This window comes from Streptomyces sp. NPDC056628 (assembly GCF_042792555.1).
GTDB lineage: Bacteria > Actinomycetota > Actinomycetes > Streptomycetales > Streptomycetaceae > Streptomyces.
In genome coordinates, this window is sequence record NZ_JBHTWG010000008.1 from 70,525 (window position 1) to 89,921 (window position 19,397).

At 72.6% G+C, this 19,397-nt stretch carries 17 protein-coding genes and 1 tRNA gene; 8 read left to right on the plus strand and 10 right to left on the minus strand.

Annotated features, from left to right (window positions below):
- Window positions 1-9: 9 nt before the first annotated feature.
- A complete protein-coding gene (locus ACFRAC_RS13510) occupies window positions 10-666 on the minus strand; it encodes an ANTAR domain-containing response regulator (RefSeq protein ID WP_382924037.1) in 657 nt (218 codons plus the stop codon).
- Window positions 667-767: 101 nt separating this feature from the next.
- Between ACFRAC_RS13510 and ACFRAC_RS13515 the strand changes: the two genes are divergently transcribed.
- Both ACFRAC_RS13515 and ACFRAC_RS13520 read left to right on the plus strand, forming a co-directional pair.
- Window positions 768-851: transfer RNA gene (locus tag ACFRAC_RS13515), tRNA-Leu, on the plus strand.
- Window positions 852-934: 83 nt separating this feature from the next.
- Window positions 935-1,723, plus strand: a complete 789-nt coding sequence (locus tag ACFRAC_RS13520) for a helix-turn-helix domain-containing protein (protein WP_382924038.1) — start codon at window positions 935-937, stop codon at window positions 1,721-1,723.
- Window positions 1,724-1,726: 3 nt separating this feature from the next.
- On the opposite strand, the gene pyk is transcribed toward ACFRAC_RS13520, so the two are convergent.
- Window positions 1,727-3,163: a pyruvate kinase gene (gene pyk / locus ACFRAC_RS13525; protein WP_382924039.1), complete on the minus strand. Its 1,437-nt coding sequence runs from the start codon at window positions 3,161-3,163 to the stop codon at window positions 1,727-1,729.
- Window positions 3,164-3,312: 149 nt separating this feature from the next.
- On the minus strand, window positions 3,313-4,017 hold the full coding sequence (locus ACFRAC_RS13530; protein ID WP_382924040.1) for an SIMPL domain-containing protein: 705 nt from the start codon (window positions 4,015-4,017) through the stop codon (window positions 3,313-3,315).
- Window positions 4,018-4,157: 140 nt separating this feature from the next.
- Between ACFRAC_RS13530 and ACFRAC_RS13535 the strand changes: the two genes are divergently transcribed.
- Window positions 4,158-5,966 (plus strand): bifunctional metallophosphatase/5'-nucleotidase, encoded by a 1,809-nt coding sequence (locus ACFRAC_RS13535; RefSeq protein WP_382924041.1) that lies wholly within the window; start codon window positions 4,158-4,160, stop codon window positions 5,964-5,966.
- A 9-nt stretch (window positions 5,967-5,975) separates the two neighbouring features.
- Here the strand turns inward: ACFRAC_RS13535 and ACFRAC_RS13540 are convergent, their stop codons facing one another.
- The 5 genes from ACFRAC_RS13540 to ACFRAC_RS13560 form a co-directional block, all read right to left on the minus strand.
- A complete protein-coding gene (locus ACFRAC_RS13540; RefSeq protein WP_382924042.1) occupies window positions 5,976-7,415 on the minus strand; it encodes a lysine N(6)-hydroxylase/L-ornithine N(5)-oxygenase family protein in 1,440 nt (479 codons plus the stop codon).
- Window positions 7,412-8,785 carry a pyridoxal phosphate-dependent decarboxylase family protein gene (locus ACFRAC_RS13545; protein WP_382924043.1) on the minus strand — a complete coding sequence of 458 codons (1,374 nt, stop codon included), beginning with the start codon at window positions 8,783-8,785 and terminating at the stop codon, window positions 7,412-7,414. Before ACFRAC_RS13545 ends, ACFRAC_RS13540 begins: the two co-directional genes overlap by 4 nt.
- Before the next feature lie 191 nt (window positions 8,786-8,976).
- The gene (pepN, locus tag ACFRAC_RS13550; protein WP_382924044.1) at window positions 8,977-11,472 is read right to left on the minus strand and encodes an aminopeptidase N; all 2,496 of its coding nucleotides are present in this window, start codon (window positions 11,470-11,472) and stop codon (window positions 8,977-8,979) included.
- Between the two features lie 134 nt (window positions 11,473-11,606).
- Window positions 11,607-11,972, minus strand: coding sequence for a chorismate mutase (locus tag ACFRAC_RS13555; RefSeq protein ID WP_382924045.1), 366 nt, complete (start codon window positions 11,970-11,972; stop codon window positions 11,607-11,609).
- A 471-nt stretch (window positions 11,973-12,443) separates the two neighbouring features.
- The gene (locus tag ACFRAC_RS13560) at window positions 12,444-13,238 is read right to left on the minus strand and encodes a S1 family peptidase (protein ID WP_382924046.1); all 795 of its coding nucleotides are present in this window, start codon (window positions 13,236-13,238) and stop codon (window positions 12,444-12,446) included.
- 159 nt (window positions 13,239-13,397) lie between these two features.
- On the opposite strand from ACFRAC_RS13560, the gene ACFRAC_RS13565 reads away from it, so the two are divergent.
- Window positions 13,398-14,294 (plus strand): hypothetical protein, encoded by an 897-nt coding sequence (locus tag ACFRAC_RS13565; protein ID WP_382924047.1) that lies wholly within the window; start codon window positions 13,398-13,400, stop codon window positions 14,292-14,294.
- A 16-nt stretch (window positions 14,295-14,310) separates the two neighbouring features.
- On the opposite strand, the gene ACFRAC_RS13570 is transcribed toward ACFRAC_RS13565, so the two are convergent.
- Window positions 14,311-15,216 (minus strand): SDR family oxidoreductase, encoded by a 906-nt coding sequence (locus ACFRAC_RS13570; RefSeq protein WP_382924048.1) that lies wholly within the window; start codon window positions 15,214-15,216, stop codon window positions 14,311-14,313.
- Window positions 15,213-15,959: an SDR family oxidoreductase gene (locus tag ACFRAC_RS13575; protein ID WP_382924049.1), complete on the minus strand. Its 747-nt coding sequence runs from the start codon at window positions 15,957-15,959 to the stop codon at window positions 15,213-15,215. The genes ACFRAC_RS13570 and ACFRAC_RS13575 overlap by 4 nt, the downstream gene beginning before the upstream one ends.
- Before the next feature lie 54 nt (window positions 15,960-16,013).
- On the opposite strand from ACFRAC_RS13575, the gene ACFRAC_RS13580 reads away from it, so the two are divergent.
- Genes ACFRAC_RS13580 through ACFRAC_RS13595 form a run of 4 tightly spaced genes read left to right on the plus strand, consistent with a single transcriptional unit; the run spans window position 16,014 to window position 19,392 of the window.
- Window positions 16,014-16,790: an enoyl-CoA hydratase family protein gene (locus ACFRAC_RS13580; protein ID WP_382924050.1), complete on the plus strand. Its 777-nt coding sequence runs from the start codon at window positions 16,014-16,016 to the stop codon at window positions 16,788-16,790.
- Window positions 16,791-17,630, plus strand: a complete 840-nt coding sequence (locus ACFRAC_RS13585; protein WP_382924051.1) for a CoA transferase subunit A — start codon at window positions 16,791-16,793, stop codon at window positions 17,628-17,630.
- On the plus strand, window positions 17,627-18,346 hold the full coding sequence (locus tag ACFRAC_RS13590; RefSeq protein WP_382924052.1) for a CoA-transferase subunit beta: 720 nt from the start codon (window positions 17,627-17,629) through the stop codon (window positions 18,344-18,346). Before ACFRAC_RS13585 ends, ACFRAC_RS13590 begins: the two co-directional genes overlap by 4 nt.
- Window positions 18,346-19,392, plus strand: coding sequence for an NAD(P)H-dependent flavin oxidoreductase (locus tag ACFRAC_RS13595; protein WP_382924053.1), 1,047 nt, complete (start codon window positions 18,346-18,348; stop codon window positions 19,390-19,392). Before ACFRAC_RS13590 ends, ACFRAC_RS13595 begins: the two co-directional genes overlap by 1 nt.
- Window positions 19,393-19,397: the final 5 nt, after the last annotated feature.

The following is a 19,397-nucleotide window of genomic DNA, read 5'->3' on the forward strand; positions in this document are numbered from 1 at the left end:
CCGGGAAGGTCAGCCCTTGGCGGCCTTCTTCTCCTCGGCGTCCTGGATCACGGCCTCGGCGACCTGCTGCATCGACATGCGGCGGTCCATCGACGTCTTCTGGATCCAGCGGAACGCGGCCGGCTCGGTCAGCCCGTACTGCGTCTGCAGGACGGACTTCGCCCGGTCCACGAGCTTGCGGGTCTCCAGGCGCTGGCTGAGGTCCGCGACCTCCTTCTCCAGCTCCTTCAGCTCCGTGAACCGCGAGACGGCCATCTCGATCGCCGGGACGACGTCGCTCTTGCTGAACGGCTTGACCAGGTACGCCATGGCACCGGCGTCGCGGGCGCGCTCCACGAGGTCGCGCTGCGAGAACGCCGTCAGCATCAGCACCGGGGCGATGCTCTCCTCGGCGATCTTCTCGGCCGCCGAGATGCCGTCGAGCTTCGGCATCTTCACGTCGAGGATCACGAGGTCCGGCCGGTGCTGGCGCGCCAGCTCGACAGCCTGCTCACCGTCACCGGCCTCACCGACGACGGTGTACCCCTCCTCCTCGAGCATCTCTTTGAGGTCGAGCCGGATCAGGGCCTCGTCCTCGGCGATGACGACACGGGTCGTCAGCGGAGGCACGTGCGACTTGTCGTCGTCGGGCGTGTCCACGGGCTGGGGCGACTCGGGGGCGGTCACGGGGGCTCCTTGTTGCGGGCCGGGCAGGTGCTGCTGCTTAGGCAGCCTACCTAGAGGCGGGGAAGTGCGGTGACCCGGTATGCTTTCGCGCAGCCATACTCGCCGGGTTGGCGCAACTGGTTGACGCGGAGGTCTCAAACACCTCTGTCCGCAAGGACGTGTGGGTTCGAATCCCATACCCGGCACCGTGGAAAAGCGGATGTTCCCGTTCTCGTGAACATCCGCTTTTTGCTGCTCACTGTCACCATCCATGACACAGAGTGGCCATATGAACGCGCATGGCACTGCCGTACGAGCCAAAGCTCTCGCTCTTCTGCACGCCGGTGCGAGCAACGCGGACGTGGCACGTCACCTCGCGATCGCTCCCGGCACGATCGGCTACTGGAAGCACCTGGACCGCACGCAGCGCGGCGAGTGTCCCGGCCGGCACGACCCGAAGTGCCCCCGGTGCGACGGCCGGGATCTCGACCGGCCGGCCTACGCCTACCTGCTCGGCCTCTATCTCGGCGACGGGCACATCAGCCACTACTCAGCACATCGCGTCCCGAACCTCATGATCACCTGTGCCGAGTCGTGGCCGGGTCTCATGGACGCCTGCGAGAGAGCCATGCGTGCCGTGTTCCCCGACAACGCCGTCTGCCGCGTCCGCAAGACGGGCTGCCGGAACGTGAAGGTGTACTCGAAGCATCTCCCCTGTCTGTTCCCGCAGCACGGGCCGGGCCACAAGCACGAGCGGACCATCGCCCTCGCACCGTGGCAGCAGGAGATCGTCGACGATCACCCCTGGGAGTTCGTCCGAGGGCTGATCCACTCCGACGGCTGCCGCATCACCAACTGGACCACCCGGCTGGTCGCCGGCGAGCGCAAGCGGTACGAGTATCCGCGCTATCTCCTGGCCAACAGGTCGGACGACATCCGGAGACTCTTCACCGACACGCTCGACAAGCTCGGCGTGCGGTGGACCACCCTCGCACGCGGCAGCGACCCGTTCACCGTCTCCATCGCCCGCAAAGCATCCGTAACCCTCATGGACGCCCACGTGGGCCCCAAGTACTGACCGTCAGTTCGGGGTGTCGGCCTCGCCGATGCGGTGGACGCGGACGAGGTTGGTCGAGCCCGGGACTCCCGGTGGGGAGCCCGCCGTGATGACGACCGTGTCGCCCTTGCGGCAGCGGCCGTACTGGAGGAGCAGTTCGTCCACCTGGTCGACCATCGCGTCCGTGGAGTCCGCGTGCGGCCCGAGGAACGTCTCCACGCCCCAGGTCAGGTTCAGCTGCGACCGGGTGGCCGGCTCGGGGGTGAAGGCGAGGAGGGGGATCGGCGAGCGGTAGCGGGAGAGGCGGCGGGCGGTGTCGCCGGACTGGGTGAAGGCGACGAGGAAGCGCGCGACGAGGAAGTCGCCGATCTCGGCGGCCGCGCGGGCGACGGCGCCGCCCTGGGTGCGGGGCTTGTTGTGTTCGGTCAGCGGGGGCAGCCCCTGGGAGAGGAGGTCCTCCTCGGCCGCTTCGACGATCCTCGCCATGGTGCGGACGGTCTCGACGGGGTACTTGCCGACGCTGGTCTCGCCGGAGAGCATCACGGCGTCGGTGCCGTCGATGACGGCGTTGGCCACGTCGGACGCCTCGGCCCGGGTGGGCCGGGAGTGGTCGATCATGGAGTCGAGCATCTGGGTGGCCACGATGACGGGCTTGGCGTTGCGCCGGGCCAGTGTGATCGCGCGCTTCTGGACGATCGGCACCTGTTCGAGCGGCACCTCCACGCCGAGGTCGCCGCGGGCGACCATGATGCCGTCGAAGGCGGCCACGATGTCGTCGAGGGCGTCGACGGCCTGGGGTTTCTCGATCTTGGCGATGACGGGGAGGCGGCGGCCCTCCTCGTCCATGATGCGGTGGACGTCGTCGATGTCGCGGCCGGAGCGGACGAAGGACAGGGCGATGACGTCGAAGCCGGTGCGCAGGGCCCAGCGCAGGTCGTCCTCGTCCTTGTCGGAGAGGGCGGGGACGGAGACGGCGACGCCGGGGAGGTTGAGGCCCTTGTGGTCGGAGACGATGCCGCCTTCGACGACGGTGGTGCGGACGCGGGGGCCGTCGACGGCGGTGACTTCGAGGCAGACCTTGCCGTCGTCGACGAGGATGCGTTCGCCGGGGGTGACGTCGGCGGCGAGGCCGGCGTAGGTGGTGGCGCACTGGTGGCGGTCGCCTTCGGCGGCCGGGTCGACGGTGAGGGTGAAGGTGTCGCCGCGTTCGAGGAGTACGGGTCCTTCGGTGAAGCGGCCGAGCCGGATCTTCGGGCCTTGAAGGTCGGCGAGGAGGCCGACGCTGTGCCCGGTCTCGTCGGACGCCTTGCGGACCTGCCGGTAGCGCTCCTCGTGCTCGGCGTGGGTGCCGTGGCTGAGGTTGAACCGGGCGACGTCCATTCCGGCCTCGACCAGTTCCCTTATACGGTCGTAGGTGTCGGTGGCGGGGCCCAGGGTGCAGACGATCTTGGCTCGGCGCATGGTTCGACTCTATGACTTACCGGCGGGTAGTGGATTGGCCGCGAGTGACGACCTGAAGGGTTATTGACAAGAGTTGAATTGTGCGGCGGGGTGCTCCGATGAGCAATTCCGGGGCACCCCATCGGGGGATCCGGGGAATGCGCGAGGTCTCACAGCCGGGGCGGGGTCATGGTGAAGCGGGCGTCGACCTGGGCGGTGACGTGCTGTCGTTGGGGTTCGAGGTCGAGGGGTGCGGCGGGGGCGTCCTCGGCGGCTCCGTAGGCCAGGGAGCGGGTGCGGACGCCGCGGGGCGGTGCGGGGCTGTCGGAGCCGGTGTCGGCGAGTTCGACGAGGGCGGCGAGGCCGGCCCCGAGGGCTTCGGCGTATTCGCGGGCGCGTTGGACGGCCTCGCGGACGGCCTGCTGCCGGGCCTGCCGGTGGGCGGGTGAGCCGGGGCGCAGGGCCCACCAGGGGCCGTCGACGCGGGTGAGGTCCAAGTCGGCCAGTCGGGTGGTGAGTTCGCCGAGGGCGGTGAAGTCGGTGAGGTCGGCGGTGAGGTGGACGCTGCCGTGGTAGGCGTGGACGCGTTCGCCGCGGCCTTTGTCCTTCAGTTCGGGGCTGAGGGAGAAGGCGCCGGTCTCCAGGCGTTCGACGGCGTCGCCGTAGCTCTTGACGAGGTCGAGGACGGCGGTGTTGCGCCGGGTGAGGTCGTCGAGGGCGGTGCGGCGGTCCTTGCCGCGGGAGGTGACGGTGACGCCGATGCGGGCGATCTCGGGGTCGACTTCGAGGTGGGCCTCGCCGCGGACGGCGATGCGGGGGGCGTCGGGGGTTCCGTAGGGGGCGGCGGGCTGGGGGTCCTCTGAAGGGGTGGCCATACGTCCCACTCTGTCATCGCTTGCTCGGTTACGAGCCCGGCGGGTCATCAATTCGAAACCTGTGGGGGCTGTTGCCGGCTGCCGTGCTCAGGTCAGAATCTACGCGCGTTGTTGGCCCTTTCCCCCGGGGAGATGCACTCATGCCGTTGGACCGCCGGAAGTTCCTGAAGAAGTCGGCCGTGACCGGAGCGGGAGTGGCGGTGGCCGGCGCGGTGGGCGCCCCGGCGGCCCAGGCCGCGCAGCCGGCGCAGGCGACGGGGCCGAAGAAGAAGCGGTACGCGCTGAGCGTGCTGGGCACGACGGACCTGCACGGCAACGTCTTCAACTGGGACTACTTCAAGGACGCGGAGTACTCCGACACCGCGGGCAACGCGAGGGGCCTGTCGCGGGTCTCGACGCTGGTCGACCAGGTCCGCAAGGAGAAGGGGCGCGGCAACACGCTCCTCATCGACGCGGGCGACACGATCCAGGGCACCCCGCTGACGTACTACTACGCGAAGGTCGACCCGATCACCGCGAAGGGCGGCCCGGTCCACCCGATGGCGGCGGCGATGAACGCGATCGGGTACGACGCGGTGGCCCTCGGCAATCACGAGTTCAACTACGGCATCGAGACGCTGCGCAAGTTCGAGTCCCAGTGCGACTTCCCGCTGCTGGGTGCGAACGCGCTGGACGCGAGGACGCTGAAGCCCGCCTTTCCGCCGTACTTCATCAAGAAGTTCCATGTGCCGGGCGCGCCGCCGGTGAAGGTGGCGGTGCTGGGTCTGACGAACCCGGGCATCGCGATCTGGGACAAGGCGTACGTCGAGGGCAAGCTGGTGTTCCCGGGTCTGGAGGAGCAGGCGGCGAAGTGGGTGCCGAGGCTGCGGTCGATGGGCGCGGACGTGGTCGTGGTGTCGGCGCACTCGGGTGCGTCGGGCACGTCGTCGTACGGTGACCAGCTGCCGTACGTGGAGAACTCGGCGGCGCTGGTGGCGCAGCAGGTGCCGGGGATCGACGCGATCCTCGTCGGGCACGCGCACACGGAGATCGCGGAGCTGCGGGTCACGAACGAGAAGACGGGCCGGACGGTCGTGCTGTCGGAGCCGCTGTGCTACGCGCAGCGGCTGTCGGTGTTCGACTTCGAGCTGGTCCTCGAGCGGGGCTGCTGGAAGGTCGAGTCGGTCAGGGCGTCGCTGCGGGACTCGAGGACGGTTGCGGACGACCCGCGGATCACGCGGCTGCTGAAGGACGACCACGACCTGGTCGTGGAGTACGTCAACCAGGTCGTCGGCTCGGCGACCGAGACGCTGACGACGGTGGACGCCCGGTACAAGGACGCCCCGATCATCGATCTGATCACCAAGGTCCAGGAGGACGTGGTGAAGGCGGCGCTGGCGGGTACGGAGTACGCCGCGTTGCCGGTGATCTCGCAGGCGTCGCCGTTCTCGCGGACGTCGGAGATCCCGGCCGGTGACGTGACGATCCGGGATCTGTCGAGCCTGTACGTGTACGACAACACGCTGGTCGCGAAGCTGATGACGGGCGCGCAGGTCAGGGCGTACCTGGAGTTCTCGGCGGGGTACTTCGCGCAGACGGCGGCGGGTGCGCCGGTGGATGTGGAGAAGCTGACGAACGCGAACAACCGGCCGGACTACAACTACGACTACGTGTCGGGGCTGTCGTACGACATCGACATCGCGCAGCCGGCCGGGAAGCGGATCAGGAACCTGTCGTACCAGGGTGCGCCGCTGGACGACGCGCAGAAGTTCGTGTTCGCGGTGAACAACTACCGGGCCAACGGTGGCGGGGCGTTCCCGCATGTGGCGTCGGCCCAGGAGCTGTGGTCGGAGTCGACGGAGATCCGGACCCGGATCGCGGAGTGGGTGACCGCGAAGGGTGTGCTGGATCCGAAGGACTTCGCGTCGGTGGACTGGAAGCTGACCCGTGAGGGCACTCCGGTGTTCTGACGGTGGCTCTCAGGAGCCCCGGATCCCGTCGGTGAGCGGTGTCAGTGCCTCGGGGCGCCGCGCTCGCGGGATCCGGGGCTCCTGCTGTTTTAGGCCGAAGGTGGTGAAGGCGGTCCGGTTGGGCAGGGGGTAGGTCTCCTTGCCGGTCACGGAGTTGAGGATGGTGGCGCTGCGCCAGGCGGCGAGTCCGAGGTCGGGGGTGCCGACGCCGTGGGTGTGGCGTTCGGCGTTCTGGACGTAGACGTGGCAGCCGGAGCTCGTGACGGACGGGTCCATGAGGAGGCGGTAGGCGTCGTCGACGCGGGGGCGTTCCTGGCTGTCGCGGCGCAGGTAGGGGTCGAGGCCGGCGAGGAGGCGGTTCAGGGGGCGTTCGCGGTAGCCGGTGGCGAGGACGACGGCGTCGGTGGTGAGGCGGGTGCGGGCGTTCTGGTCGGGGTGCTCCAGATGGAGTTCGATCTTGGTGGTGGCGAGGCGTCCGGCGGTGCGGACGGCGACACCGGGGGTGAGGACGGTGTCGGGCCAGCCGCCGTCCAGGGTGCGGCGGTAGAGCTCGTCGTGGATGGCGGCGAGGGTGTCGGCGTCGATGCCTTTGTGGAGCTGCCACTGGGAGGCGACGAGCCGGTCGCGGACGGGTTCGGCGAGGCTCTGGAAGTAGCGGGTGTAGTCGGGGGTGAAGTGCTCCAGGCCGAGCTTGGAGTACTCCATGGGGGCGAAGGACTCGGTGCGGCCGAGCCAGTGGAGCCGTTCGCGTCCGGCGGGCCGCCGGCGGAGCAGGTCGAGGAAGATCTCGGCGCCTGACTGTCCGGAGCCGACGACGGTGATGTGGTCGGCGGCGAGCAGGGTGTCGCGGTGGGTGAGGTAGTCGGCGGCGTGGACGACGGGGACGCCGGGGGCGTCGACGAGGGGTCGGAGCGCGTCGGGGACGTCGGGTTCGGTGCCGATGCCGACGACGATGTTGCGGGCGTAGGTGCGGCTGAGTTCCTCGGTGCCGCCGTCGGGGTCGCGCCGGATGTGGTCGACCTCGAAGACGTCGCGTTCGGGGTTGAAGCGGACGGCGTCGACGTGGTGGCCGAAGTGCAGTCCGGGGAGGTTCTCGCTGACCCAGCGGCAGTAGGCGTCGTACTCGGCGCGCTGGATGTGGAAGCGCTCGGCGAAGTAGAAGGGGAAGAGCCGGTCGCGGGTGCGCAGGTGGTTGAGGAACGACCAGGGGCTGGCGGGGTCGACGAGGGTGACGAGGTCGGCGAGGAAGGGGACCTGGATGCGGGCGCCGTCGAGGAGGAGTCCGGGGTGCCAGGAGAAGGCGGGGCGCTGTTCGTAGAAGACGGCGTCGACTTCGGCGAGGGGGTGGGCGAGGGCGGCGAGGGAGAGGTTGAAGGGGCCGATGCCGATGCCGACGAGGTCGCGGGGGGCGTCGGGGGCGGGGCGCCGGGGCTGGGACTGCGGGGTCATCCGGGGGTGTTTCCTTCCACCAGTTTCAGGAGGGCGGCCAGATCGTCGGGGCGGGCCCGCGGGTTGAGCAGGGTGGCTTTGAGCCAGAGGCGCCCGTCGGCGTGGGCGCGGCCGAGGACGGCCCGGCCGTCGGCGAGGAGCCGGCGGCGTGCGGCGGCGACGGCGGTGTCCGTGGCGTGCGCGGGCCGGAACAGGACCGTGCTGATGGTGGGCTGGTCGTAGAGGTCGAAGCCGGGGTGGTGGGCGACGAGGTCGGCGAGGTCGGCGGCGCGGTCGCAGACCTGGTCGACGAGCCGGCCGAGCCCGTCGCGGCCGAGGGTGGCGAGGGTGGCGGCGATCTTGAGGACGTCGGGCCGGCGGCTGGTCCGCAGGGAGCGGCCGAGCAGGTCGGGCAGGCCGGCGTCGGTGTCGTCGTCGGCGTTGAGGTAGTCGGCGCGGTGGTGCAGCGCGGCCAGGTCGGCGGGGTCGCGGGCGGTGAGGAGTCCGGCGGCGACGGGCTGCCAGCCGAGTTTGTGCAGGTCGAGGGTGACGGTGTGGGCGGCGTCGAGGCCGGTGAGCCGGTGGCGGTGGCGGTCGCTGAACAGCAGGCCTCCGCCGTAGGCGGCGTCGATGTGGAGGCGGGCGCCGTGGGCGGCGCACCGGGCGGCGATCTCGGGGAGCGGGTCGATGAGTCCGGCGTCGGTGGTTCCGGCGGTGGCGGCGACGAGGTGGGGGCCGGGGAGCCGGGTGAGGGCTTCGTCGAGGGCGGCGGGGTCGAGGACGCCGGCGGGTGCGGGGACGGTGACGGGTTCGGGGAGTCCGAGCAGCCAGGCGGCGCGGGGCAGGGAGTGGTGGGCGTTGGCGCCGTGCAGGAGGCGCGCGCCGGTGCCCTGGGTCTCGCGGGCGAGGAGGACGGCGAGTTGGTTGGACTCGGTGCCGCCGGTGGTCATGAGGGCGTCGGGGGTCGCGGGCGGGGGGTGGATCTCGTCGGCGAGGGCGCGGGTGACGAGGGCTTCCAGGGCGGAGGCGGCCGGGGCCTGGTCCCAGGAGTCCAGGGAGGGGTTGAGGGCGCTGGCGGCGAGGTCGGCGGCGACGGCCACGGCGAGGGGCGGGCAGTGCAGGTGGGCGGCGCACAGCGGGTCGGCGGGGTCGGCGGAGCTTTCGGCGAGGGTGTGGACGAGGCGCTGGAGGGCGTCGGGGTCGCCGCGCTCGGGCAGGACGTCGGGGAGGGCGGCCCGGACGCGGGCGGTGACGGCCCGAGGGCCGCCGGCGGGCAGGGGGCCGCCGCGGGCGCGGGTGCCCGTGTCGAGCGCGGTGAGCACGGTGTCGAGCATCGGCCGCAGGGCTTCGGGGCCTTCGGGGCCTGAGGCGAGCGGTGAGGGCGTGCTCATCGTGTCCTCCCGGGCGCGCTGGACGAGAAGGACCTCCAGCTTGGACCCGGTGGGGCGACGGCACCCGGAAAGCCCCCTGACCGGAACCCGAAAGGGGGTATTCCCGCACGGGGTGTGCGTGTCGTACGGCGTGTCGCCCGTTCGGCGGAGTAGGGGGCGCCGGCGGAACCGGCACCCCCTGCCGCCGCGTCCTAGTCGCCCTGTGCTTCCCGGACGCGCAGCGCCCGGGCGAGGTCGTCGAGGTGGTCGGCGAGCCGGCGGCGCAGGGCCGGGGCGGGGTCGGCGTCGTCCAGGCAGGTCTGCCCGAGCCGCAGGGTCTCGGTGTCGACGGCGTGCGCGGGGAAGGCGTAGCGGCCGGCGGCGTCGGCGATGGCGGGGCCGCGGCGGGCCGCGACGGTGGGCGCGTCCTGGAAGTACCGCGCCACGTACGGCCGTACCAGGTCGGCCTGTTCGGGCTGCCAGAAGCCCTGGGCGGTGGCGGTGAACAGGTAGTTGGACAGGTCGTCGGAGCCGAACATGGCGTCCCAGGCGCGGGCCTTGGACTCCTCGCCGGGCAGGGCGGCCCGGCAGCGTGCGGCGCCCTCCTGGCCGGTGGCGCTGGGGTCGCGGTCGAGTTCGGCGGCGATGGCGTCCTCGTCGACGGCGCCGAGGACGGCGAGCCGGGCGAGGGCGCGCCAGCGCAGGTCGGGGTCGAGTTCGGGTCCGCCGGGGACGGTGCCGTCGGCGAGCCAGGCGGCGATGGTCTCGGGGTGGGCGGCGACGTCGATGAAGTGGCGTACGGCGATCAGGCGCAGGCCGGGGTTGTCGCCGTCCTCGGTGCGGCGGATGAGGTCGCGGCACAGGCCGGCGAGCAGGGCCAGTCCGCCGGGCCGCTGTGCGGGGGTGAGGTAGCGATCGGCGATGTGCCCGGCGGCGAAGGCGAGGACGCCCTGGACGACGGCGAGGTCGTGTTCGCGCGGGAGGTGGGTGCGGGCGGCCTCCAGGTAGGCGAGGGGGGCGAGTTCGCCGTCGCGGACGGCGTCGCGCAGGGCGTTCCAGACGACGGCGCGGGTGAGCGGGTCGGGCAGTCCGGCGAGGCTCTTGCGGACGGTCTCGAAGGACGCGGGATCGAAGCGGACCTTGGCGTAGGTCAGGTCGCCGTCGTTGAGGAGCAGCAGCGCGGGGCGTTTGCCGACGGGCAGCGGGGCGCTCCGGGGGACGTCGAGGTCGAGGCGTTCGCGCAGGGTGAGGTGGCCGTCGTCGGCGCCGAGGTCCTGGTCGTAGAGGCCGACGGCGATGCGGTGGGGGCGGCTGCCGGCGCGGTCGACGGTGAGGGCGCAGGTGCCGTTCTCGCCGGGGGTGACGGCCGGGGTGAGGGTGTCGACGCCGGTGGTGCGCAGCCAGGCGTCGGCCCAGGCGTGGACGTCGCGTTCGGTGGCGGAGGCGAGGGAGTCGATGAAGTCGGCGAGGGCGGCGTTGGCGAACTTGTGCCGGGCGAAGTGGGTGTTGATACCGGCGAGGAAGTCCTTCTCGCCGAGCCAGGCGACGAGCTGGCGGAGCGCGGAGGCGCCCTTGGCGTAGGAGATGCCGTCGAAGTTGAGCAGGGCGGAGGCGGTGTCGTCGACGTTCTCGGGGGCGACGGGGTGGGTGGTGGGCCGCTGGTCGGCGTCGTAGCCCCAGGCCTTGCGGGCGACGCCGAAGTCGGTCCAGGTGTCGGTGAAGCGGGTGGCTTCGGAGCAGATCTGGTAGCCCATGTACTCGGCGAAGGACTCGTTGAGCCAGATGTCGTCCCACCAGCGCAGGGTGACGAGGTCGCCGAACCACATGTGGGCCATCTCGTGGGCGATGACCATGGCGCGGGTCTGGCGTTCGGTGTCGGTGACGGCGGAGCGGTAGACGAACTCGTCGCGGAAGGTGACGAGGCCGGGGTTCTCCATGGCGCCGGCGTTGAACTCGGGGACGAACGCCTGGTCGTAGGAGTCGAAGGGGTAGGGCTCCTCGAACTTCTCGTGGAAGCGGTCGAAGCACTGCCGGGTGATCTCGAAGAGTTCCTCGGTGTCGGCGTCGAGGTAGGGGGCCAGGGAGCGGCGGCAGTGGATGCCGAAGGGCAGGCCGCGGTGCTCGGTGCGCGCGGAGTGCCAGGGGCCGGCGGCGACGGCGACGAGGTAGGTGGAGATCAGCGGGGTGGTGGCGGCGCGCCAGCGGCCGTCGCCGAGGTGTTCGGTGACGCCGTTGGCGAGGACGGTCCAGCCGTCGGGGGCGGTGACGGTCAGGTCGAAGACGGCCTTGAGGTCGGGCTGGTCGAAGGCGGCGAAGACGCGCTGGACGTCGTCGAGGAACAGCTGGGTGTAGACGTAGGTCTCGCCGTCGCTGGGGTCGGTGAAGCGGTGCATGCCCTCGCCGGTGCGGGAGTAGCGCATGGCGGCGTCGATCCGCAGTTCGTGCTCCCCGGCGGTGAGGCCCTTCAGGGGGAGGCGGTTGCCGTCCAGGGTCTCCGGGTCGAGGGGGCGGCCGTCGAGGGTGACGGAGCGCAGCTGGGCCGGCTTGAGCTCGATGAAGGTGTCCGCGTCGGCGCGCGTGGTGAACGCGATGACGGTGTGCGAGTCGAAGGTGTCGTCCCCGGTGGTCAGATCGAGTGCGATCGTGTAGCGGTGGACGTCGAGGAGCTGGGCACGGGTCTGCGCTTCGTCGCGCGTCAGTACGGACATGAACGACATGCTGCCTGATGCCGCCGGTCAGGCACAGAGGAGGCCCGGTACGGGCGTGATGTCCGGTTCACCGGGGAGGGTGTGGGGCTGAGGGGGCGGAGCCGGTACCGGACCGGGGCGGCGCCGCCCCGCGGTCACTCGCCGGGGCCGGACCCGTTCGCGGCGGGCGTGGCGCCGGTGGTGTTGTCGACGGCGATGCTCTCGTGGTGCCGGATGACCTCGGCGATGATGAAGGTGAGGAACTTCTCGGCGAACGCGGGGTCGAGTTTCGCGTTCTCGGCGAGGGTGCGCAGCCGGGCGATCTGGCGGGCCTCGCGGGCCGGGTCGGCGGGCGGCAGCTGGTGGCGGGCCTTGAGGTGGCCGACCTGCTGGGTGCACTTGAAGCGTTCGGCGAGCATGTGGACGACGGCCGCGTCGATGTTGTCGATGCTGTCGCGCAGCCGGGCGAGTTCCTCGCGGACGGCGGGGTCGACGGCGTCGGGTGACGTGTTGCTGGTCATGGGCGCCCAGCCTACGGGGCGGGTGGGTGGTCCGTTCACCCGATCACGGGGGGGATCGGCGGGGTCGGGGGGATGACCGGGGGCGTCCTGCACGAGCGGCCCTGTCCGCCCGGCGTACGGGCGCGCGGGCTCTGCGGCTGGCGGCGCCGGACGGCGTCGGGGCGGGGCGGGAGGTGGCGTCGGGCGGGGTGCCCGGGACGGTGCCCCGGGGCTGTGCCGGGGCACCGTCGTGGTGCGGGCGCCGGTGACGCCCGGCTGGAGCTGCCGGAGGACCCGCGGGTCCGTGTGGGTCGCCGGCTTCCGCCTGGGCCGCTCCTGGTCCGCGGGCCCCGGTGTGCGCCGTACGTGCCCGGGCCGGTCCCGCGGGAGGGCGTCAACGACGTGTGGCTGCCGGAGCTGGAGGGCGCGTCCCCGGTCGGCGCGGGACGCGGTGCGCTCCTGCGGCCCGTGCGAGCGGGCCCGGCGGCCGTCCTACAGGGCGTCCGCCGCGCGGGCGATGTCCTTGGCGAAGTGGCTGACCTCCGTGTAGACGCCGGGCACACCCGTGCGGGCGCAGCCGTCGCCCCAGCTGACGATGCCGACCTGGATCCACTTGCCGGCGTCGTCCCTGCGGAACATGGGGCCGCCGGAGTCGCCCTGGCAGGTGTCGATGCCGCCGCTCTGCCAGCCGGCGCACAGTTCCTCCTTCGACACCAGCCGGTCGCCGTAGTGGCGCTCGCAGGTACGGTCGGCGACGAAGGGGACGGTGGCCTTGCGGAGCTTGGTCGTGCCCGTGCCGGCCCCTTCCCGGGTGTCGCCCCATCCGGCGATCGTGAACATGCCGCGGTTGTAGCGGTCCGTGGTGGCGATCTTCAGCGTCGGCTTGTCGATCGGCCGGGCCAGCTTGATCAGCGCCCAGTCCTTGCCGGTGCCGTCGTAGCCGCTGGCCACCTTGACCTTGGTCGACTTGACCTTGATCGCGGAGGAGGAGTTCAGGTCGTTGACGCCGGCGGTGACGGTGATGCCGGTGTTGGGGCCGGAGCCGTCCATGCAGTGGGCGGCGGTGAGGACGACGTCCTTCTTGTAGAGCGCCCCGCCGCAGCCCATGGAGAGGTGGACCATGAACGGGAACTCGTTCTGCGCGGCGGTCGTTCCACCGACGACGCGGGTCTCGGCGTGCGCGGTGAGGGGCTGCAGCGAGGCGGCCGCGAGCGCGACGGCGCCCACCGCCGCGGCTCGGGTGGCCAGGGATATGCCGGTTCTCTTCGGCGGACTCTGGGTCAACATACGTCCTTTCATGGCGTGTTGAGCGGCCCGCAGTATGAAGATCGGCCGGGTGGTGTGGCAAGGACGGATCTCACGCCGGGGGTGTGGAACCTCGCCGGGGAAATCCCCCTCACCTCCCCGTAGAGTGGAATCGGGTTCGAGACGTCCAGGGGGTGCGGCGTGGCGAACGGCGGACCGGTCGAGCACGGCTTTCCGCACCTGGACACGGTGCGGGCGTCGATCACCGCGCTCTACCGGCGTCTGTCGTACGAGACCGTGCGGACCTTCGCGGCCAGTGTGGCGCCCGCCGACGTGGCGTTCGGCGACCTCGACGACCTGCATCTGGGGGCGCAGCGGGTGGCCCGCGAGCTGGTGCGGCACTTCCGGCTGCCGGACGCGCGCCTGGTCGTGGGATTCCGGGAGATGAGCCATGCGGCGAACGTCGAACTGACGGCGGGCCCGGAGTACTTCGTCGAGCTGAACGACCGTTTCCGTACGCATCGGCGGGACATCGGGGCGGCCTTGGCGCACGAGGTGGCCCATGTGTATCTGCACCGGCTGGACCTGTCGTTCCCCGGTACCCGGGACAACGAGATCCTGACGGACACGGTGACCACGTACCTGGGCGCGGGCTGGCTGCTGCTGGACGCCTACCGGGAGGACTCCGCGTCCTCGCAGAAGCTGGGCTATCTGACGCCGGAGGAGTTCGGGTACGTCCTCGCCAAGCGGTCGCTGCTGTTCGGTGAGGACCCGTCGGTGTGGTTCACCAGTCCGCAGGCGTACACGGCGTACGGCAAGGGCATGGACCGGGCGCGTGAGGACGCGCGGCAGCCTCCGCTGACCGCCGCGGGCTGGGCGGGCCGCCGGCGCTACGCGCACGACCGGCGCCGCGCGCGGGAGCAACGGGAGGGCGGGGAGCGGCCGGGGGTGCCGTACGCGTTCACCCCGCAGGACCGGGAGCCGCTCGGGGTGTCGTTCCCGTGCCCGACGTGTCAGCAGCGGATCCGGGTGCCGGTGCGGGGGCGGGTCCGCGCCCGGTGCGGGCTGTGCCGGACGGTCCTGGAGTGCGACACCTGACAGGGGAAGCGCGCGGTCAGGTCCCGTACACGCGGCGCGGGGGTGTCGCCTCCCGCAGCAGCGTCCGTGCCGTCTCCCCCGCCTCCCCGGGGGTCCACCGGGCCCCCTTGTCCGCCGTCGGGCCCGGCGTCCAGCCCTCCATCACGGTGATCCGGCCGCCCTCCGCCTCGAAGACCCGGCCGGTGACCCCGGTGCTCGCCGCCGAGCCCAGCCAGACGACCAGCGGGGAGACGTTCTCGGGGGCCATCGCGTCGAAGCCGGTGCCGGGCGCCGCCATGGTCTCGGCGAAGACGTCCTCGGTCATCCGGGTGCGGGCCGCCGGGGCGATCGCGTTGACCTGGACGCCGTAGCGGGCCAGCTCGGCGGCGGCGACCAGGGTGAGGCCCACGATCCCGGCCTTCGCGGCACTGTAGGCGCCCTGTCCGAGGGAGCCGAGCAGGCCGGCGCCGCTGCTGGTGTTGACGACGCGGGCGGCCGGGACGCGGCCCGCCTTCGTCTCCGCGCGCCAGTGCGCGGCGGCGTGCCGCAGGGGCAGGAAGTGGCCCTTGAGGTGGACGCGGACGACCGCGTCCCAGTCGTCCTCGGCGAGGTTGACCAGCATCCGGTCGCGCAGGAAGCCCGCGTTGTTGACGAGGGTGTCGAGCCGGCCGTACGTCCGCAGGGCCGTCGTGACCAGGGACGCCGCTCCGCCGGCGGTGGCCACGTCACCGGTGTGGGGGACGGCCTCGCCGCCCGCCGCGCGGATCTCGTCGACCACCCGCCGGGCCGGGCCGCCGTCGGCCGCCGTGCCGTCCGGGCCGACCCCGAGGTCGTTGACGACCAGGCGGGCGCCCTCGGCGGCGAACGCCAGCGCGTGCGCGCGGCCCAGGCCCCGGCCCGCGCCGGTGACGACGACGACCCGTCCCGTGCAGATCCCGCTCATGGCATGCCTCCGTCGGTGTCGGTCACGGCGTCCAGGAACGCGGGCCGCTCGCCGCCGCCGTGCACGAGCAGGCTCGCGCCGCTGATGTAGGCGGCGGCGTCGGAGGCGAGGAAGACGGCGGCCGCTCCGACGTCGGCGGGGTCGGCGAGGCGGCCCAGCGGGACGGTGCGGGCGACGCGGGCGGCACCGGTGTCGCCTCCGTAGTGCGGGCCCGACCGCTCGGTGCGGACCATGCCGACGACCAGGGTGTTGACCCGCACGCGCGGTGCCCACTCGACCGCCATGGACCGGGCGAGGCTCTCCAGCCCGGCCTTGGCGGCCCCGTACGCCGCCGAGCCGGGTGAGGGCCGGCCGCCGCTGACACTGCCGATCATCACGACGGAGCCCCGCGCGCGGGCCAGGTGCTCGTGGGCGGCCAGGGACGCGGTCAGCGGGGCCAGGAGGTTCAGCTCGATCACGCGCGCGTGCCGCTCGGCGCCGGCGTCGGTGAGCCGCCGGTACGGGGTGCCGCCCGCGTTGTTGACGAGGACGTCGAGGCGTGGCAGCGCCCCGAAGAAGTCCTGGACGGCCCCGGTGTCGCGCAGGTCCAGGGGGACGAACTCGGCGCCCGGTGAGGGTGCTTCGGGTGGGCGGCGGGCGCAGGTCAGCACCTCCGCGCCGGCCTCGGCGAAGGCCCGCGCGATCCCGGCGCCGACGCCGCGGGTGCCGCCGGTGACGACCACGACCTTCCCGTCCAGTCCCATGCCCCGCTACCCTCCACCTAACAAACGTTTGGTGGAAAGGTAGCTGATGCGGCCATGGGTGTCTCCACCTCGTCCCCCGGAAAGGGGACGGACCACGAGGGAATCGCCGTCGTCACGGTCGCCTTCCCACCGGTGAACGCCCTGCCGGTGGACGGCTGGTCCGCCCTGGCCGACGCCCTGCGGGCCGCCGGCCGCGACCCGGGGGTCCGCTGTGTCGTCCTGACGGCCGAGGGGCGCGGGTTCAACGCCGGGGTCGACATCAAGGAGCTCCAGCGCGGCGGCCACGACGCGCTGATCGGCGTCAACCACGCGTGCGCGGACGCGTTCGCGGCGGTGTACGAGTGCCCGGTGCCGGTCGTGGCGGCGGTGCACGGGTTCTGCCTGGGCGGCGGCATCGGCCTGGTGGGCAACGCGGACGCGATCGTGGCGAGCGAGGACGCCGTGTTCGGGCTGCCCGAGCTGGACCGGGGCGCGCTGGGCGCGGCCACCCATCTGGCCCGGCTGGTCCCGCGGCATCTGCTGCGCGCCCTGTACTACACCGCGCGCACGGCCACCGCGGCCGAGCTGCACGCGCACGGCTCGGTGTGGCGGGTCGTGCCGCGCGCCGAACTGCCGTCCGCCGCCCTGGAGCTGGCCCGGGAGATCGCGGCGAAGGATGGGCGGCTGCTGCGCCTGGCCAAGGCCGCGCTCAACGGCATCGACCCGGTCGACGTGCGCCGCGGCTACCGCTTCGAGCAGGGCTTCACCTTCGAGGCGGCCCTCAGCGGCGTCGCCGAGCGGGTGCGGGCCGGCTTCGGTGCGCCGGGAACGCGAGGGACGGAGGGGGCGTAGATGCGGGACAAGACGATGACCGCCGACGAGGCCGTCTCCCGGTTACGGGACGGCATGACGGTCGGGATCGGCGGCTGGGGCTCGCGCCGCAAACCGATGGCCCTGGTCAGGGCACTGCTGCGGTCCGAGGTCACGGGCCTGACCGTCGTGTCGTACGGCGGCCCGGACGTCGGGATGCTGGCGGCGGCGGGCCGGATCCGCCGCCTGGTCGCCCCGTTCGCGACGCTGGACTCCCTCCCCCTCGAACCGCATTTCCGCGCGGCGCGCGAGCGCGGGGAGCTCGACCTGACGGAGGTCGACGAGGCGATGTTCCTGTGGGGGCTGCACGCGGCGGCGAACCGGCTGCCGTTCCTGCCGGTGCGGGCCGGGCTCGGCTCCGACGTGATGCGGGTCAACCCGGGCCTGCGGACGGTGACCTCGCCGTACGACGACGGGGAGACGTTCGTGGCCATGCCCGCGCTGCGGCTCGACGTGGCCCTCGTGCACGTCAACCGCGCCGACCGGCGGGGCAACGGGCAGTATCTGGGCCCCGACCCGTACTTCGACGACCTGTTCTGCGAGGCGGCGGACACGGCGTACGTCTCCTGTGAACGGCTCGTCGGCACCGCCGAGTTGTCCAAGGGCGGGCCCCCGCAGTCGCTGCTGGTCAAGCGGCACAGGGTCACGGGCGTGATTGAGGCGCCGGGCGGCGCGCACTTCACGTCCTGCGCCCCCGACTACGGCCGGGACGAGGAGTTCCAGCGGACGTACGCGACGACGCCGTGGCCGGAGTTCGCCGCCCGCTACCTCGGCGGCGACGAACGGGCGTACCGGGCGGCGGCGGCCGGGGGGCGGCCATGACGGAGGTCTCCCGCGCGGAGTACTGCGTGATCGCGTGCGCGGAGGAGTGGCGGGGCGACGGGGAGGTGCTGGCGAGCCCCATGGGCCTGATCCCGTCCATCGGTGCCCGGCTCGCCCGGCTCACCTTCGCGCCGGAGCTGCTGCTGACGGACGGGGAGGCCCTGCTCGTCACACCGGACGGCACGGTCGAGGGGTGGCTGCCGTACCGGCAGCACCTCACGCTGGTCACCGGCGGCCGCCGGCACGTGATGATGGGCGCGAGCCAGATCGACCGCCACGGCAACCAGAACATCTCGTGCGTCGGCCCCTGGGAGCGGCCGGTGCGCCAGCTGCTGGGGGTGCGCGGGGCGCCGGTCAACACCCTGAACAATCCGACGAGTTATTGGGTGCCCCGGCACTCGCGGCGGGTCTTCGTGGAGCGCGTCGACATGGTGTGCGGGGTGGGCCACGACCACGCGGCCGGCGCCCGGTACCACTGTCTGCGGCGGGTGGTGTCCGACCTCGGCGTCTTCGACTTCGGCGCACCCGGCCGCACGATGCGGCTCGTCTCGGTGCATCCGGGCGTCACCGTGGAGCAGGTCCGGGAGGCCACCTCCTTCGATCTGGCCGTGGCCGGTGACGTGGCGGTGACCCGGTCGCCGTCCGCGGCCGAACTGCGGCTGATCCGCGAGGTCGTCGACCCCGGGAACACCCGGGCGAGGGAGGTCGCCGGGTGATGGAGACGGCACTGACCCGGCTGACCGGGGTGCGGCACCCGGTCGTGCAGACGGGGATGGGCTGGGTGGCGGGCCCGCGCCTGGTGGCGGCAGCGGCGAACGCGGGGGCGCTGGGCGTCCTGGCGTCGGCGACGATGACGGTGGACCGGCTGCGCGAGGCGGTGCGCGAGGTCAGGTCCCGTACGGACGCGCCGTTCGGGGTGAACCTGCGGGCCGACGCCCCGGACGCCGGTGACCGGGCCGACGTCCTGATCGCCGAGGGGGTGCGGGTCGCCTCGTTCGCTCTCGCGCCCTCCCCGGAGCTGATCGCCCGGTTCAAGGAGAAAGGGGTGCTGGTCGTCCCCACCGTGGGCGCCCGGCGGCACGCCGAGAAGGTCGCCGGCTGGGGCGCGGACGCGGTGATCGTGCAGGGCGCGGAGGGCGGCGGGCACACCGGCGCGGTGGCGACGACGGTGCTGCTGCCGCAGGTGGTCGACGCCGTGCGGATACCGGTCGTGGCGGCGGGCGGATTCTTCGACGGGCGGGGCCTGGTGGCGGCGCTCGCCTACGGGGCGGCCGGGGTCGCGATGGGGACGCGGTTCCTGCTCACCTCGGACTCGACGGTGCCGGACGCGGTGAAGGCGCGCTATCTGGCGGCGGCCGTCGGGGACGTGACCGTCACGCGGGCCGTGGACGGGCTGCCGCACCGGATGCTGCGCACGGATCTGGTCGACGCGCTGGAGCACTCCGGCCGGGTGCGGGCGCTGGCGCGGGCGGTCCGCGCGGCGGCCGGCTACCGGGCGCTGTCGGGCACCGGCTGGTGCCGGATGGTCCGGGAGGGCCGCGCGCTGCGCCACGGCAAGGACCTGACGTGGAGCCAGGTCCTGCTGGCCGCGAACACGCCGATGCTGCTGCGGGCGGCCATGGTGGACGGCCGGACGGATCTGGGGGTGATGGCCGCCGGGCAGGTCGCCGGGGTGATCGGCGACCTGCCGTCGTGCGCGGACCTCGTGGCCCGGATCATGCGGGAGGCCGAGGAGGCGCGGGGGCGGGTCGGGGGCTGCTGACGGGC